The organism is Bradyrhizobium sp. Arg816, assembly GCF_029989365.1.
Classification (GTDB): domain Bacteria; phylum Pseudomonadota; class Alphaproteobacteria; order Rhizobiales; family Xanthobacteraceae; genus Bradyrhizobium.
In genome coordinates, this window is record NZ_JAPRAQ010000001.1 from 377,837 (window position 1) to 393,823 (window position 15,987).

At 63.9% G+C, this 15,987-nt stretch carries 13 protein-coding genes; 4 read left to right on the forward strand and 9 right to left on the reverse strand.

Annotated features, from left to right (window positions below; genetic code table 11):
• Positions 1-6: 6 nt before the first annotated feature.
• From OWC48_RS01800 to OWC48_RS01830, 7 genes are read right to left on the reverse strand one after another with little or no spacing between them, the layout of a single operon-like run.
• Positions 7-1,668: an ATP-dependent acyl-CoA ligase gene (locus OWC48_RS01800; RefSeq protein WP_282518385.1), complete on the reverse strand. Its 1,662-nt coding sequence runs from the start codon at positions 1,666-1,668 to the stop codon at positions 7-9.
• A gap of 9 nt (positions 1,669-1,677) precedes the next feature.
• Complete coding sequence (locus OWC48_RS01805) at positions 1,678-2,835, reverse strand: ABC transporter substrate-binding protein (protein ID WP_282518386.1); 1,158 nt, start codon at positions 2,833-2,835, stop codon at positions 1,678-1,680.
• 58 nt (positions 2,836-2,893) lie between these two features.
• Entirely contained in the window at positions 2,894-3,676 is a 783-nt protein-coding gene (locus tag OWC48_RS01810) for a cyclase family protein (RefSeq protein ID WP_282518387.1), read from the reverse strand.
• Positions 3,677-3,710: 34 nt separating this feature from the next.
• Complete coding sequence (locus OWC48_RS01815; protein WP_282518388.1) at positions 3,711-4,952, reverse strand: SDR family NAD(P)-dependent oxidoreductase; 1,242 nt, start codon at positions 4,950-4,952, stop codon at positions 3,711-3,713.
• A complete protein-coding gene (locus tag OWC48_RS01820; protein WP_282518389.1) occupies positions 4,949-6,127 on the reverse strand; it encodes a thiolase family protein in 1,179 nt (392 codons plus the stop codon). The genes OWC48_RS01815 and OWC48_RS01820 overlap by 4 nt, the downstream gene beginning before the upstream one ends.
• A 24-nt stretch (positions 6,128-6,151) precedes the next feature.
• Positions 6,152-6,580, reverse strand: coding sequence for an organic hydroperoxide resistance protein (locus OWC48_RS01825; protein WP_368860653.1), 429 nt, complete (start codon positions 6,578-6,580; stop codon positions 6,152-6,154).
• Positions 6,581-6,596: 16 nt separating this feature from the next.
• Positions 6,597-7,379 (reverse strand): aspartate/glutamate racemase family protein, encoded by a 783-nt coding sequence (locus OWC48_RS01830; protein WP_282518390.1) that lies wholly within the window; start codon positions 7,377-7,379, stop codon positions 6,597-6,599.
• A 630-nt stretch (positions 7,380-8,009) separates the two neighbouring features.
• On the opposite strand from OWC48_RS01830, the gene OWC48_RS01835 reads away from it, so the two are divergent.
• From OWC48_RS01835 to OWC48_RS01850, 4 genes are read left to right on the forward strand one after another with little or no spacing between them, the layout of a single operon-like run.
• Positions 8,010-9,158, forward strand: coding sequence for an ABC transporter substrate-binding protein (locus OWC48_RS01835; protein ID WP_282518391.1), 1,149 nt, complete (start codon positions 8,010-8,012; stop codon positions 9,156-9,158).
• A gap of 43 nt (positions 9,159-9,201) precedes the next feature.
• Entirely contained in the window at positions 9,202-10,245 is a 1,044-nt protein-coding gene (locus OWC48_RS01840) for a branched-chain amino acid ABC transporter permease (protein WP_282518392.1), read from the forward strand.
• The gene (locus tag OWC48_RS01845) at positions 10,242-12,011 is read left to right on the forward strand and encodes a branched-chain amino acid ABC transporter ATP-binding protein/permease (protein WP_282518393.1); all 1,770 of its coding nucleotides are present in this window, start codon (positions 10,242-10,244) and stop codon (positions 12,009-12,011) included. Before OWC48_RS01840 ends, OWC48_RS01845 begins: the two co-directional genes overlap by 4 nt.
• Positions 12,008-12,721, forward strand: coding sequence for an ABC transporter ATP-binding protein (locus OWC48_RS01850; protein ID WP_282518394.1), 714 nt, complete (start codon positions 12,008-12,010; stop codon positions 12,719-12,721). The genes OWC48_RS01845 and OWC48_RS01850 overlap by 4 nt, the downstream gene beginning before the upstream one ends.
• Positions 12,722-13,298: 577 nt before the next feature.
• Here the strand turns inward: OWC48_RS01850 and OWC48_RS01855 are convergent.
• The gene (locus tag OWC48_RS01855; protein WP_282518395.1) at positions 13,299-14,054 is read right to left on the reverse strand and encodes a ThuA domain-containing protein; all 756 of its coding nucleotides are present in this window, start codon (positions 14,052-14,054) and stop codon (positions 13,299-13,301) included.
• Positions 14,055-14,309: 255 nt separating this feature from the next.
• Positions 14,310-15,872, reverse strand: a complete 1,563-nt coding sequence (locus tag OWC48_RS01860) for a winged helix-turn-helix domain-containing protein (protein ID WP_282518396.1) — start codon at positions 15,870-15,872, stop codon at positions 14,310-14,312.
• Positions 15,873-15,987 lie beyond the last annotated feature (115 nt).

Genomic DNA, 15,987 nt, shown 5'->3' on the forward strand with positions numbered 1-15,987 from the left:
CGACAGTCAGCGCCGAAGCTTCACTCCGGCCGCCTCGCGATCCCACGTATCCGTGGTGATGCCCGCCTCGCGCAGCACGCCCTTCTTGATCTTGCCGTTCTCAGTCAACGGCATCTGGTTCAGAATGCGCACATAGCGCGGGATGGCGAAATAGGCGATCTGGCCTTCGCAATGCCTGACGATGTCGATGGGCTCGAGCGATTGGCCCGGCTCCAGCAGGATCGCAGCCGCAACCTCGTCCTCGCCCAACTCAGACGGCAGCGGGTAGATCGCGCAGGCGGCGACCGCGGGATGGGACTGGATGGTCTGCTCGACCTCCCACGAGGATACGTTCTCGCCACGCCTGCGGATCGAATCCTTCATGCGGTCGATGAAGCGGTAATGTCCGTCAGCATCCCGAACGACCCGATCGCCCGAATGGAACCACAGATTCCGCCAGGCCTCGACCGTCTTCTCCGGCATGCCGAAATAGCCGGTGGCAAAGGCAAAGGGTTCTCCGGCGCGAAGCAAGAGCTCGCCGGCCTGTCCGTCAGGAAGTGCTGAATCATTCTCGTCGACGATCCGCGCCTCGATGCCTTCGGCCAGATAGCCCATCGTTCCCGGACGATCGGACGGGATCGTGCCCGCGAACACGAAGTTGGTTTCGGTCGACCCGTAGCCGTCGACCAGCGGCACGCCAAACCGCTGAACGAACGGATCGTGGATTTGCGGCGGCACGCCGCCGCCAAGCGCAACGCGAAGACGATGCGTCGAGTCGCTCGCATTCTTCGGCTGCGCCAGCAGCATCGACGCCATTGCGCCGAGCAGATAGCCGACCGTCGCCTTGTGCCGTTGCGCGGCCGCCCAAAAGCCGGACGCGGAGAATTTCGGCTCCAGCACGTAGGTGCAGCCGTTCAGGAGCGCCTGATAGAACGCATTGAGCGCGTTGGTGTGGAACAGCGGCAGTGTCGTGAACAGCACATCGCCCTCGCGGATGCCAAGCGCCCGCGCCGAATAAATGCCCCACCAGAACAGCTGCGCCTGCGGACAGCACACACCCTTCGCTGGCCCCGTCGTGCCCGACGTGTAGAGGATCGCAACGGTATCGCCGGGACGCGCGGCACCCGCCGCGGCGACGGCTCCGAGCGCCGGCAACGATACGGCGGAAAGCCGGGCATCGATTGCACCGGCGGCAACTCCGACGATCCAGGTGCGAGGTGGCAGCTCGACACCCGCCTCGACACTCTCGATCGCGTCGACGAACTGAGCCTCGACGACGAGGAGCGCGGGACGCGAGTTGCGGAAGATGTGGGACAGCTGGAAGCCGCGCAGCGCGGTATTGATCGGGACCGCGATGGCGCCAAGCCACGCACAGCCGAGATAGACCTGCAAAAACTCCGGACGGTTCGAACACATCAGCGCAACCCGATCGCCCGGCTTGATCCCGGCATCGACGAGCGCCTGGGCCGACGCGGCCGCGATCGCCGCGGTCTGCGCAAAGCTCCAGCGCGCCTCCCCCGCGACAAGCAGGACACGATCGCCATAGCGCTCGGCCTGCCGCGTGAGGATCGTTGAGAGGATGCGGTCCGACGGCGGAAACGACGTCACTGCACACGCCCAGGCCGGGGGCACGTTCTCCCGGCCGACCGCGTCGCTGATGCTCACCGGCGCGTTCTCCGTCACGATCATGCTTCCGCCTCAGGGCAACAGCTTGTATTTGCCGTTGTCGATCTGGACCAGGATGCGCGAGCGATCGTCGACGCCATGCCGATCCGCCGGCGTATAGGTGTAGACGGCCTGCGTCCCGACGACCTCCTTGGTCGTGAACAGCGCTTGACGAAGCGCTGCGCGGAATTCCGGCGTGCCGGGCTTGGCACCCGATGCCATCGCGCGCTTGGCGGCATCGACAAGGACCACCCAGCCATCGAATGAGTAGGAGGAGAACGAGTCGGTCGGCATCTCGCCGTTCGCCTTCTCATAGGCCGCCCGGTAGGCCAAGGCGACTTTCTGAATCGGATTGCTCGCCGGAAGCTGTTCGGCCGCGATCACCGGCCCGGTCGGGCAGATGATGCCATTGGCGGTCTTGCCGGCGAGGCGCAGGAAGTCGGCGCTGATCATTCCATTGTTGCCGTAGAGCGGCCCCTTATACCCGCGCTCGGCCAAGGCGATGGCGGGCAGCGCGCCCGGCGTTCCGGTGCCACCGAGCATGATGGCATCGGGACGCGCCGCTAGCGCGCGCAGCACCTGTGCGGTCACCGACGAGTCGGATCTGGCATAGCGCTCGTTGGCGATGACCTTGATGTCCACCGCCTTGGCGCTCTGCGACAGCGAATCATACAAGAGGTCGCCGAGCGCATCCGAGAACCCGATGAAGGCAACCGTCTTCAATCCCTGTGCCTTCATGTGGTCGACGATGCCACGGACCAGGAGCGGCATTGGCTGCGGCGTCTGCACGACCCAGGGACCGCCCTCGCCGTCCGGAACGGATGCGATCGGGGAAACTGCGATCATCGGCACTTTCATCTCGATCGCGGCGGTCGCCATCGCCAGGGTCTGCGGCGCGCCCGACGTTCCGATCAGGATATCGACCTTCTCCTGCTCGACGAGCTTGCGCGCGTTGCGCGCCGAGGCGGTGGCATCGGAAGCGTCGTCGAGTTGGATGACGCGGACCTTCTCGCCGCCAATCTCACCGACATAGGCCTCTCCCGCGGCGATGCCCTTTGCATTCGGGATGCCGATCGAGGATACCGGCCCGCTGAGACCGGTGACGAAACCGACGAGGATCTCGGCCTGAGCAATTTGCGGGACGGCGAGAAGCAATGCAGTGGAGGCCAGCAGGCTCTTGATCAAGTTCATGGCACCTGTCTTTCGTGAGGATGTTCTTGTTCCGATTGGCACGCGCCATGGATTGGATTCAGGTTGACGCAACCAGCGCGATGACGCGAAGCGGACTGCCGGAACCGTTCTGGATCTTGAGTGGCGAGGCCACGATGACCGCCCCGGTGGCCGGAAGCTGATCCAGGTTGCAAAGGCATTGCAGGCCGTAGCGGCCGGCGCCGTGCAGGAAATGATGCGCCGGATAAGGCGGCTCGAAATGCCCGGCCTGCCCCGCATCCGTACCGATGGTCTCGGTGCCGAACCCGATAACGCCGCGCTCCTCCACCAGCCATTTCATGACGGCCGCGTTGGGGCCGGGCGTGTGTGCGCCGTCATCCTTGAGATTGGAATAGTCGCGCCAGCCCTTCTTCGACCAGTCGGTCCTGAGCAGCACCCAGTTCCGCTCGGGGATCCGGCCGTGCTTTGCTTCCCAGGCCTCGACGAGCGGGACCGTCAGCAGGAAATCGGGATCCTGCGCCGCCTGAGCGGAGCAGTCGATCACACATGCCGGCGCGATCATGTCCTTGGCCGGCATCGTGTCGACGGCATTGTTCGGCAGGTTCTTGCCGGTGAACCAGTGGATCGGCGCATCGAAATGCGTGCCGGTGTGTTCGCCGAACGTGACATTGTTCCAGTACCAGGCCGGACCGCGACCGTCGTAACGCGAGATTTCCTGGATGCGGACCGGCGCGGCCTGGCCGAACTCCGGCGGCAGCACGATGACCGGAAAATCCGGACTGAGCGTGAAGGTCAGATCGACGACGCGCACCGCGCCGGAAGAAACCGCACCCGCCAGCTCCAGGAGATTGTTGCTCTGCATCGTCACGTCCTCCGGCTTGGTTGAAATCCAGATGTCACCTGTCGAGCTCGCGCTCGAGCGCTTTCGGATTGGCCCCGAGACGTTGCCGGATCTCTTCGGCGACATCTCCGACATACATCTCCTCGAGCCCGCCTCTCAGCCCCGACACGATCGCCTGCGCGATTGCGCGCGGCGCGACCTTCGGCGGCGGTACGGTCTGGAACCACTCGGTGTCGACGGGCCCGGTGAACAGATTCATCACCCTGACGCCGCCGGGCCTGAGCTCGGCGCGGAGGCAGTGCGAGAGCGACATGCACGCCGCTTGCGAGGCCGAGTAGGCGCCAAAGGCCGGCCAGTTCGCCAGCGCATGGACCGAGAGAATGTTGACCCACGCGGCACTGTTGTTGATGCCATCGGCACCCCGCATCCGCATCGCGGGGCCGAAGGCCTGCGCGAGGTTGATGAAGCCGAGATAGGCCTGGTCGATCTCGTCGCGCGCGATGCTCGTGCCCCTGCGGTCGAGCAGGCCGCCCGGCCGCACATATTCCGTCGTGTTGACGAGGATATCGACCTTACCGCCGATGTCGGCCGCGAGATCGGCCGCAGATTTCTCGTCGGCGGCGTCAAGGGTCACGATCTCGATTCCGTCCTGACCGCGCAGCAGCTGCTCGCCGGCGAAAGGCCGCCACGGTTCGGCAACGCCGACGAAGACCGTCTTGGCGCCCGCGGCCTTCAGAGCGGCGACGGCCTCCTGACCGATCATGCTCCGACCGTTGGTGACCAGCACGCGCCGGAATTTCGGATCGGCCGTCATTTCCCGCCACTGCTTGTCGTCTGCCATGTTGGGAGTCTCCCCTTCGGGATGGGCAAAGGCCACTGCCTGGCCGCTTTTGTCGAGTTGAAACGACATGCGGACCGGTGCGCCCTCCACGCAGTCGGCATGGAGGTGCGTCACAATCGTCGGACCGCAATCCATCTTCACGAGGCCGATACGCCAGGGCGCCCGCTCGCGGAAATAGACGTCGCTCGGCACGCGCGCGGTCGTTTCGGCAAGAAGAACACCTTGTCGTGGCGCATCGACGAAGGCAAGGCCGGCCGACAGGCAAGACGGACAGGCCTCCCGCGCCGGATAAGCAAAAGAACCGCAAGCCTCACAGCGTTGCAGCATGAAGCGGCCCTCGGCGGCCGCCCGCGTAAACCCATGCGACGTTCTGCTGCGCGGTCGCGGCGGCGAAGCAGGCAGCCGCGTCCGCAGCAGCGGATTCTTGCGCCGGGGCGGCTTGATCGGCTCTATCATCGCGACGGCCCTGCAAAGATCGCGGCGCCCGAGGCGAGACCACGGTCATAGTTGATCATACCGAACCCCGAGGCCAAGGCGAGGCTCGCATTCCTGACCTGGGTGGGGCCTGCAGTCCCCAGAACCTGTCGAAGTCCCTCGACGAGACCGAGATAGGCGCCGGCGGCACCGGCCTGCCCGGCCGAGAGCTGCCCGCCCGACGTGTTGTGCGGAAAGTCACCGTCGATGGTGAGGTCGTGCTGGCGCACGAACTCGGCGCCCTCCCCCTTGTTGCAGAAGCCGAGATCCTCGAACTGCATCATCGTGATGACGGGGTAATCGTCATAGGTCTGCACGATATCGAGATCGTCAGGCTTCACGCCGGCCATTGCGTAGAGCTCGCCGATGTCCATTGCCCAGCCGCCGCGGACCTGTATCGGATCGTCGGCAAAGGCATTGTGCCGCTCGATCGTCGAAAGCAGCCGTGCTGCTGTCAGCCCGAGCGAGGCCGCGGTCTCGTCCCGCATCACCAGGAAGGCCTCGGCGCCGGCGCAAGGCATCACGCAATCGAAGAGATGGATGGGATCGGAGATCGGCCGTGCCGCCAGATACTGCTCCATCGTCAGCGGCGTCTTCATCAGCGCATGCGGGTTGCGCAGGGCATTGGCGCGCTGGGCGACGGCGATCCTGCCGACATCCTCACGCGTGACGCCGAAGGTCCGCATGTAGTTGCGGGCGATCAGCGCGAAGCTCGCATTGGCGCCACCGGCGCCATAGGGATAGACGGCATCCTGGTTGAAGCGCGAGAAGTTCTCCAGCGTCAGCCGGAAGGAATCGACGTGGTTGGTATCGCCGGCGATGCACGCCACGATGTCGGCGTCGCGCGCCTGAACCGCGCGCGCCGCTTTTCGCAAGCCTGCGATGGCGCTGGCGCCACCGAGCGGAATCGTATCCAGCCATCGCACGCAGAGCCCGAAATGCTGCGTCAGCCCGATCCCGCTGTCGGTGCCCATGGTGAAGCTGGAGACGCACAGACCGTCGATGTCGGAAGCCTTGATGCCAGCCTGCGCAACGAGCGTGCTCAGTGCCCGCCCGATCCACCACTGCGCACTCTCGATGGAGTAGCGCACATAGGGAATCGTGACGGGCGCAGCAATCACGACGCCGTCGTACGGTGTGCGCAAGGTATTGGTCACCAACCGCCCGCCTCGTTCATTGTCTCAGATGACCGTCAGCTTCACGGCAATATTGCCGCGTGTTGCATTCGAATAGGGACAGCGCTCGTGCGCGCCCGCGACGACCTCCTCGGCCACCGACCTCTCGACACCGGGCAGATTGACCTTCAGTTCGACGGCGAGCGCATATCCGACGGGAACCGGACCCATCGCAACCTTCGCGGTCACTGACGGCTCAGCGGATGGGACGACCTTCCGGGTACGCGCAACGAGCTTGACCGCTCCGAGAAAGCACGCGGCGTAGCCGGCCGCAAAGAGCTGTTCGGGGTTGGTGCCTTCGCCCCCGGGGCCGCCCAGCGATTTCGGCAAGGACAGCGATACCGACAACAGGCCATCGGCGCTGGCGGCCTTGCCGTCCCGGCCGCCGGTTGCCGTCACCTCGGTCTCGTACAGGATCTTTTCGGGAGTCATCATGATTCATTCTCCAGTCTTACCGGCTGTTGCGAGCAAGCAGTGCGCGGAAATCGTCGCGCGCCTGGGCGCTGGCCCGCTTGAAGCTCGGCCCGCGGCTGGGCTCCGTGCCATTGAGCTGCCGGAGCTGCACCCACATCTCGGCACTTTTCAGCGCCACGGCCGCGCAATTGACCACCGGCGCGTGCCCGACTTTGAGGCCATGCTCCCTTCCGATCAGAAGGCCGGGCAGCACACCGGCGGGGATCACGACGTCGGCGCCGTGCTCGACCAGCGGACGTGCGCAGGCGACAAAGTCCTTGATCATGCGGGCTTGCGCGGCCTGATCTCCGTCAAAGGCATCAGCGAAATCCGCCGGCTTGCAGCCGAGGCCGGTCACGTGGACCACGCGATCGCCGAGGCCATAACGCTCGGCCTGCTCGTAGTGCCAGACCTCGAAGACGGGATCGAGCGTCACAAGGCCGAGTCTCCGGCCGAGTTGAGAGGCCGCCAACAACGTCGCCTCGCCGGTCCCGATCACGGGAATGTCGAGCGTCGAACGCAACTCGTAGAGCCCGGGATCCTGGAAATGTCCCATCACGAAGGCGTCGAACCCACCCTCCTCGGCTGCGATGCCGTTGTCGATCGCCTGGACGGCGCAGCGCAATTCCGCGAGCCGTCCGAACTCCCGGTCGGGCGGCGAAATGCCCTCGACGTGAACTGTCGTGCCCGATGCGGCGATGTTGTTGAGGTATTCCGACAGCCGCGCCATGTAGGGCGCGTTCACGCTCGCATCAACGAAGCTCTGCCAGAAGATGCGCATCGTCCTTCTCCTCAGGCGGTGATCGGAGGATCGGTCGTCGACGGCCGATGAAGATATTTCAATCATAAACTAATTCACGCGTCAAATGCGCTCGGCGTCGCCGGTGACGGCCCTTGCTACGGCAAGGCAAGCACGGCCTTTTCGTACGCTCGATCGACACGGGGGCGCCGCACTCTGGCGAAATTGTATGCAACAACATTTTTTCTGACAGAGGCGTGACACGTGTTGACGGCTCCACCAACAATACTTTAGGCTTTAAGTAATTCATCACCGGCCAGGGACCGGTGGCCATGACCATGATGTTGCAGGGCACCGATTTTGAGAGACTCGATCGTGTGGACAGTCGCCGTGCTCGAACAGCCGGCAGCAGCACCATCGCCGGCCGCGCATCGCGGCCGGGCCAACGGCCTTTCGTTGCTTCAGGAAAGTCCCGCCCGCATCTGCCGATGGGCCTGTCGTTCGAGCGGCAACCAGCGCCATGGCCGCTGAGATCCGGCCGAGCAAACCCTCTTCGGTCGCGCCCGGATTTCGGCGCTGCAGCAATGCTTTCAATCGGTTCATTCGTCGTTCGGGGTCCCCGCACGACAGCTTCGAGGCATTCCTATCCAGCAACAACGGAGGAGAACGCGTATGCGCAAGACTCTGAGCCTACTCGCAACTGTCGCCGGACTCTTCGCAGCGCCGGCTGCGCAGGCCGACATCACCATCGGCTTCGTCACCTCGCTGAGCGGCAACGGCTCGTCGATCGGAATCCCCTATGGGCGCGGCATCAACGCCGCCCATGAATACAAGAAGACCATCAACGGCGAGACCATTCGCCTGATCCAGCTCGACGACGGCTCAGACCCGTCGGCCGCGACCCGCAATGCGCGCAAGCTGGTCGAAGAAGAGAAGGTGGATCTCCTGATCGGCACGGCCACGGCGCCCTCGACCATCGCCATGGCGGCGGTGGCGAGCGAGCTGAAAGTGCCGATGATCGCGGTCTCGCCGATCGGCAAGCTGCCGGATACACCGGAGCAGTGGGTGGTGTCGGTGCCGCAGCCGGCCTCGCTCCTCGTCAAGATCGTCGCCGACCGCATGAAGCGCGACGGCATGAAGAACATCGGCTATGTCGGCTTCTCCGATGCCTGGGGCGACCTCGTCTATAACGGCGCCAAGGCCGCCGAAGCCGCGGGCGACATCAAGATTCAGACCAACGAGCGCTATGCCCGCACCGACACCTCGGTCACCGCGCAGATCCTCAAGGTGATGGCCGCACGTCCCGACGCCGTGCTCGACGGCGGCTCGGGTACGCAAGGCGCGCTGCCCCTTCTCACGCTGGCCGAGCGGGGCTTCAAGGGCAACACCTACGGCACGGTCGCGCTCGTCAATCCGGACTTCGTCAATGTCGGCGGCAAGGCGGCCGACGGCATTCAGGTCTCCGCGGGTCCCGTAATCGTCGCCGAGCAGCTTCCCGACGAGCACTTTGCCAAGAAGATCGCGCTGGATTTCCGCAGCGTCTACCAGAAGACCCATAACATCCCGACCACCGACGGCTTCTCCGCCTATTCCTTCGACGCCTGGCTGATCTTCGCCAACGCCGCCGAGCGGGCGCTGAAGACCGCCAAGCCCGGAACGGCGGAATTCCGCACCGCGCTGCGGGACGCGATCCTCAGCACCAAGGAGCTGCCGGGCGTGCATGCCGTCTACAATTTCAAGCCCGGTGCGGTCACCGGCGTCGACGAGCGCTCGCTCGTCGTGGTGCGCTTGACCGGCGGCGCCTGGAAGTACGCGCCATAACCGGATCAATGGCCCCGGCATCACAGGGAGCAACGACGTCTCAATGACGAGCGACATTGCAGCCATTCTCGCGATCGACGGGATCGCCACCGGGGCCGTCTACGCCCTGGTGGCGATCGGGACCGTCCTCATCTTCACGGTGACACGGGTCATCTTCATTCCCTTCGGCGACATCGCGGCCTTCACTGCGCTGACGCTGGCTGCCCTCGACGCGAAGCGCTTTCCGGGCACGGGAGCGCTGGTCGTGATCCTGGCCTGTCTTGCGACCCTGATCGAGATCATCTCGCTGATGCGCTCCGGCGAACTCCGGCTGCTGCCCCGCGCGCTGTCCTTCTATCTCCTGCTTCCGCTCGCCGTGGTCGGTGCAGCCTGGCTTGTCATGCGCCTGGACCCGCCGCTTGCCGTCAGGCTCGTGCTGGCGCTGATGCTGATCACGCCGATCTCTCCGCTGCTGGACCGGATCGTCTTCCGTCCCATCGCTGACGGCACCGTGCTCCTGTTGCTCACGGTGTCCGTGGCGCTGCATTTCGCGCTGGTCGGCCTTGGCCTGTTGTTCTTCGGGCCCGAAGGGGTCCGGACCGAGCCGCTGACCTCGCTCTCGACCGAGTTCGCGGGCGTGCTGATCTCGGGCCAGACCATGCTGATCGTGATCGCGGCACTCGTTTTCAGCGGCCTCCTCTACCTCTTCTTCGACTTCACGTTGGTCGGAAAATCGCTGCGCGCCACGGCCGTGAACCGGACCGGCTCCCGGCTGATGGGAATACGCCCCGCCCGCGCCGGCACGATCGCCTATCTGCTGGGGTCGCTGATGGCCGGCGTATCCGGCATCCTGATCGCGCCGGTGAACACCGTGTTCTACGATTCCGGCTTCCTGATCGGCCTCAAGGCCTTCGTCGGCGCCATCGTCGGCGGCATGACCAGCTATCCCGGTGCGGCGATCGGCGCCGTCGGCGTCGGCATCCTCGAAAGCTTCGCCTCCTTCGAGAGCAGCGCGCTCAAGGACGTCATCGTCTTTTCGCTGCTGATCCCGATCCTGATCTGGCGATCCCTCGCCTCGCTGCATTCCGAGGAGGAGATCGAGGAATGACGCGCCTCCACATTCAGTTTGCCGCCATCCTCGCCGTGCTGTGTCTCGCGGTGGCTCCCTTCGTGCTCAGTCCGTTCAGCATCACGCTGATGAACTATATCGGCATCTATTCGCTGGTCGCCATTGGTCTTGCACTCCTCACCGGCGTCGGCGGCATCGTGTCGTTCGGTCAGGCGGCGTTCGTCGGCGTCGCGGCCTATGCAAGCGCGTGGGTCTCCGCGTTGAACGGCTACTCCCCGTGGCTCGGCCTCGTGTTCGGCGTGGTGCTGACCTGCGGCGTCGCAACGGTTCTCGGCGTCGTCACCCTGCGGCTTCAAGGTCACTTCCTCTCGCTCTCGACCGTCGCCTGGGGCCTCGCGATCGGCTTCCTGTTCGGCAATGTCGAGGGGCTCGGCCGCTTCAACGGCATCTCGTCGATCCCGCCGATCAGCGTCGGTTCGATTGCGCTGGTCACGAGCGCCCAGATCTATTTCCTGATCTGGGGCATCGTCGCCGCGGTGCTTTTCCTCGGCTACAACCTGCTGGACTCCCGGCTCGGCCGCGCCATGCGCGCGCTCCGCGGCGGCAATACGCTGGTCGAGAGCCTCGGCATCAACGCTTTCCGCATCAAGCTCGCGACCTTCGTGATCGCGGCCTTCCTGGCCTCGCTCTCCGGCTGGCTCTATGCGCATATGAGCCGCTTCATCAGCCCCGGTCCGTTCGATGCCGGCATGGGCATCGAATATCTGATGATGTCGATGGTCGGCGGCGCCGGCAGCCTGCTCGGCGGTGTCGTGGGGGCCGCCGTCGTCACGCTGCTCAAGAACAGCGTGCAGGACTATCTGCCGCTGATCGCCAAGGGTGCCTCCGGCCAGCTCGAGATCGTCGCCTTCTCCGCACTGTTCATCCTGTTCCTGCAATGGGCCCGGCAGGGCATCGTTCCCTTCGTCGTGCGCTATCTGCCCAAGGCCAGGCGCGAGCGACCTCAACCGGCGCCGCCCCTGCCCCGTCGTGCACAACCGACGCCCGGAGAGCTGCTTCTGAAAGTGGATGGCGCCGAGCGCCGGTTCGGCGGCCTGGTCGCGGTCAACAATGTCAGCTTCGAGGTCCGCGCCGGCGAAATCCTTGCCGTCATCGGCCCCAACGGCGCCGGCAAGAGCACGATGTTCAACTGCCTGACCGGGGCGCTCCGGGTCAACAAGGGCGAGATCGTCTTTGCGGGACGCCCGATCACGCATGATGCGCAGTCCCGCATCGCCAAGGCCGGCGTCGCCAGGACCTTCCAGCATGTGAAGCTGCGACCGCGCATGAGCCTGCTGGAAAACGTCATGCTCGGCACTTATGCCCGCACGCGCAGCGGCCTGTTCGCCGGCGCCTTCCGCCTCAACCAGCGCGAGGAGGCCAGCGCCCGGCACGAGGCCCTGATGCAGCTCGAACGCGTCGGGCTCGGCGACAAGCCGTTCGAGCTCGCGGGCAATCTGCCGCTCGGCAACCAGCGCATCCTTGAGATCGCGCGTGCGCTCGCCGCCGACCCTGCGCTGCTGGTGCTGGACGAGCCGGCCGCCGGCCTTCGCCGCCAGGAGAAACTGCGGCTCGCGGAACTGCTCAGGTCGCTGCGGGCGGACCATCTGACGATCCTGATCGTCGAGCATGACATGGAGTTCGTGATGTCGCTGGTCGACCGCATCGTGGTGCTCGACTTCGGCTCAAAACTCTGCGAAGGCGCGCCAGCCGCGATCCGCAGCGACGAACGGGTCCAGGAAGCCTATCTCGGAGGCGTCGCGTGAGCGAGATGCTGTCCATGACGGATGTGACGGTCTGCTACGACAATGTCGAAGCGGTCCGCAACGTGTCGCTGTCGGTCGAGGAAGGTCAGATCGTCACCGTCATCGGCCCGAACGGTGCCGGCAAGACCACGCTGCTGATGGCGGCCATCGGCCTGCTCGCCTCTCGCGGGCGCATGGTCTTCCAGGGTCACGACATCGGCAGAATGTCGGTCGAAGACCGCGTCGAGCGCCGGCTGTGCCTGGTGCCGGAGAAGCGCGAGCTGTTCTCCGACATGACGGTCGCAGACAACCTCCTGCTCGGCTCCTACAGCCTGCGCGACCGCACGGGCGTCCAGAAGACATTGGACGAGGTTTATGATCGCTTCCCCCGCCTGAAGGAGCGGCAACGCCAGGCCGCCGGCACGCTCTCCGGCGGCGAGCGCCAGATGCTCGCGCTCGGCCGCGCGCTGATGGCCAAGCCGAAGCTGCTCATGCTGGACGAACCCAGCCTCGGCCTCGCGCCGCTGATCGTGCGCGAGATCTTTCGCACCATCGCGTCGCTGCGCGATCTCGGCGTTTCGATCCTGCTGGTCGAGCAGAACGCCCGCGCCGCGCTGGAGACGGCCGACTACGGCTATGTGCTCGAGACCGGCGAGGTCGTGCAGTCCGGCCCCGCCAAGGATCTCATCCACGATCCCAGGCTGATCACGGCCTATCTCGGCGGGCACTAGCGCCGGTTCGGATCAGGCCCGGCGAGCCGCACAACAAAATAGTCCAAAACAACCCCATGCACAGTAGCCGGTGACAGCGATATCAATGGCTTGCTGGCCGGCGTCTGCGGATTTTACGAAATCAGCTTGATCCGTCGGGCAAAACAGTGGCATGATGCCATCATCGCCGCTCACGTCGCTGTCTTTTCGGAAGCTAGGGGACGCCTTCACCTCGCGGGATGCCCTACCAGCGAGACCGAGTACAGCGCCCGGGAAGCCGAAGTACTTGCCTCCTCAATTGAGCAAGCAAAACGTCCCGCAAACATCAGAGCCTCGCTAAGCTGCCGGAATCGTTTGTTCGCACCTCGGCCGACACGGAGATGGATAGGCTGGTGCTAGCTTCTGGCCGATCCGCGAAGTGGCGACACCTTTCACTGAGGTCCGCTTGGTGGGGTGGAGCGGACCGATTTTGCTCGCTCTGAGTTCTTCGCAATTTGACCCGGAGCGGAAGTCGCAGACCAGGACGGTCCGAACCTCTGGCACGGCGACCTGCCGACGAATCCGGCGGTGGCGCAAATGCGAAGTGCCGCGGCGTCTACTAGGGCGACCTTCGCATCGACCAGAGGATAGCGTTCGTGAGGATTCGCTGGTAGCGGGCGTCCTGCCAAACTGACGGCTCGTGGCCTAGCGCCGAATAAAATACTCGTCCCTCGCCATAGAATCGGGTCCAGATGAGAGGCCAGCCATAGAATCGTTGATGTACGCCGGTCTTGCCAAGGTCCACCGAGCTTGGGTCGAGGCGCAGAAGCACGTGTGATCCACGATAGTCGAAGTCGCTGATTTGGTAGATCTCGTCCTCGACTTGCAACGAATTCCCAAGGAAAGCCACCAGGGGATCGCCAGGATCAACCACCTCGATCTTCACGGCCTGATGCCAAGGATGACCATTAAAGTAGCCACCGACCAGATCGAGATAGTCCGGCCAAGTGTAGAATGTGTCCGTCGCCGAATGAACGCCAAGGAACCCGCGGCCCGAGCGCACAAAGTTGAGAAGAGCTCTCTTTTGCGCGTCGCTCATCGGAAGTTCTCCTGACGTGTAGAACATCACCGCTGCGTAGCGCTCGAGGTTTTCGGTTGAAAATTCAGACGTGTCTTCCGTTGTAGTGACTTCAAAGACACCCGAATTGCTTCCGAGCTGGGTCACGATTGCCTTAGAAAGCGGTATGACGTCATGCCGGTAGCCGGCGGAGTATGTGAAATAGAGGATGCGCTCTGGCGGACGCTCCGGATGCGCGCCGAGTGGTCGGATTGCCGCCGCGCCGCCGAGGAGCGCGATGAACTCACGTCGCCTCACAATCGCCTCCGCCAAAACCAACCATGTGTTGAAGAAGCCTAGCACAGATCAGCCCAGTGCCGACCCTGGGGCATCGCCCTCTGGCGTCCCATGCAACGCTGCTGGCTCATCAGCTAAGTGGCGAACCGTCTTACTGAGGTCCGCTTCGTGGGTGGAAGCGGACTGGTTTTGCTCAGGCCGAGTTCTTCGCACTTTGACCCAAAGCCGACGTAGGGCGGGAACGCGCTGAAGTCGGCTTCTGACCGGAAGCGCTCATCACCCTTCCGGCACGCCAGCGAGGCGCCAGCCTTCACACAAGCGCTGCAGCCCGGCAAGGTAAATTGGATTGTCGCTTTGTTGAGCTGCGAGCAAGCGACGAATGGTGAAACCTGAGTTGAGCGCAAGTCCCGTTCTCGCAGCAGTTCGCGCCTCATCGAGCGCGCCGGTCAAGGCCAAGGCAGCGGCGAGCGATATATGAGCGAGATGAAAGTTACGGTTCGCCTCGGTGCTTCGTCGCAGCCAACTGACGGCTTCGACGTCTGAACCAAGCAGCAGCTTGGCCACGCCCGCAAAACACGCCCACTGGTAGGCGAAAACGTCGCGAGGAGAGAGCCGTAAAGCTTCGAGTATATGGCCTTCGGTCTCGGTAGCGCGACCTATGTAGGATTTGGCGAAACCAAGGGCAGCATGAGCGTTGACCAAATTCGGAGCCAGCGCCAACGCATGTTCGAACTCACGGATGCCTTGGGCGGCCCGGTTCGTAAAGGTCTGGACCCAACCCCGAGCCATGTGGGCTGAGGCACTGTTCGGCCTAATCGACAACACCTTGTTCACCATCGCCTCGGCCGCCGCAAGCCGCGCGGGCCCATCATCCGTCGTAAAGCTACCTCCAACTACCGTATCAACATTTGCCAGACCAATCATTGCTTCGACGTTGCCGGAATCGAACTCCAGCGAGCGTTCGAAGAAGCCCCGCGCTTGCGTAACGCATTCAAGGCTAATCCCCTTCATCAACCAGGCCCGGCCCTGGAAGCACAAGTCCATCGCATCGGGATGCAGCGTACGCTCGGCTCGTCGCGCCTCAGCCTCGATGAGCTGGGCACCTAATGTACCGGCGAGCCTCGACACGATTTCGTCCTGCATATCGAACAGGTCGACGACAGGCTTCTCGAAGCGCTCGGCCCAAAGATGCTGGCCGCTCCTGGCATCGATCAGCTGAACATTCATCCGAAGTCGCTTGCCGCTGCGTTGCACTGAGCCTTCGAGCACGTAGCGAACGTTTAATTCGCGGCCGACTTGCCGTACATCGACTGCTCTATCCTTGTATGAGACGGCGCTGTGCCGTGCGATGACAAATGAACCAGCGATGCGCGACAAGTCCGTGGTCAGACTCTCGGTTACACCATCCACGAAATAGTCCTGCTCGCGATCACCGCTCAGGTTTGCGAAGGGCAGCACGACGATGGATAGGCGCGGCGGTGCGTCGCCAGTGCGCTCGACTGGGTCCACCGCCTGATTTGCGGGCCTCCGGTCTTCCTGCACTGCACCAACGAAGCGGAAACCTTTGCGCGGCAATGTTTTGATCAAGTGCTGTCTCTCGCCCGTGTCGCCGATTGCGCTCCGGGCGGCATTGAGGCGAGTCGTCAGCGCAGCATCCGAGACGATGCGCCCCTTCCAAACGGCGTTGATGAGGTCGTCCTTGCTGACGACGCGCTCTCTGTTTCGGATCAGGTATTCAAGCAGATCGAACACCTGGGGTGCGACAACGATCACGTCCGTTGCGCGCTGCAGTTCGCGCCTGTCGGTATCCAATGCGTAATCCTCAAAAAGAAAACGCAAGCTGCATTCCCTCTCAGGAGCCACCTCTGAAACCCCTAGAATAAGCTGCCAGTGAGGAAAATGTAAGCGAGCTGTTGCTGTCTACATCGTTTTGCGACCTTATCGCCGCAAGCCA

Excerpts from the sequence above, each read along its gene's own strand:
- OWC48_RS01835 (WP_282518391.1), top strand. The coding sequence starts at position 8,010 with ATGCGCAAGACTCTGAGCCTACTCGCAACTGTCGCCGGACTCTTCGCA.
- OWC48_RS01805 (WP_282518386.1), bottom strand. The coding sequence starts at position 2,835 with ATGAACTTGATCAAGAGCCTGCTGGCCTCCACTGCATTGCTTCTCGCC.
- OWC48_RS01800 (WP_282518385.1), bottom strand. The coding sequence starts at position 1,668 with ATGATCGTGACGGAGAACGCGCCGGTGAGCATCAGCGACGCGGTCGGC.
- OWC48_RS01825 (WP_368860653.1), bottom strand. The coding sequence starts at position 6,580 with ATGATGACTCCCGAAAAGATCCTGTACGAGACCGAGGTGACGGCAACC.
- OWC48_RS01845 (WP_282518393.1), top strand. The coding sequence starts at position 10,242 with ATGACGCGCCTCCACATTCAGTTTGCCGCCATCCTCGCCGTGCTGTGT.
- OWC48_RS01815 (WP_282518388.1), bottom strand. The coding sequence starts at position 4,952 with ATGATAGAGCCGATCAAGCCGCCCCGGCGCAAGAATCCGCTGCTGCGG.
- OWC48_RS01830 (WP_282518390.1), bottom strand. The coding sequence starts at position 7,379 with ATGCGCATCTTCTGGCAGAGCTTCGTTGATGCGAGCGTGAACGCGCCC.
- OWC48_RS01810 (WP_282518387.1), bottom strand. The coding sequence starts at position 3,676 with ATGCAGAGCAACAATCTCCTGGAGCTGGCGGGTGCGGTTTCTTCCGGC.
- OWC48_RS01840 (WP_282518392.1), top strand. The coding sequence starts at position 9,202 with ATGACGAGCGACATTGCAGCCATTCTCGCGATCGACGGGATCGCCACC.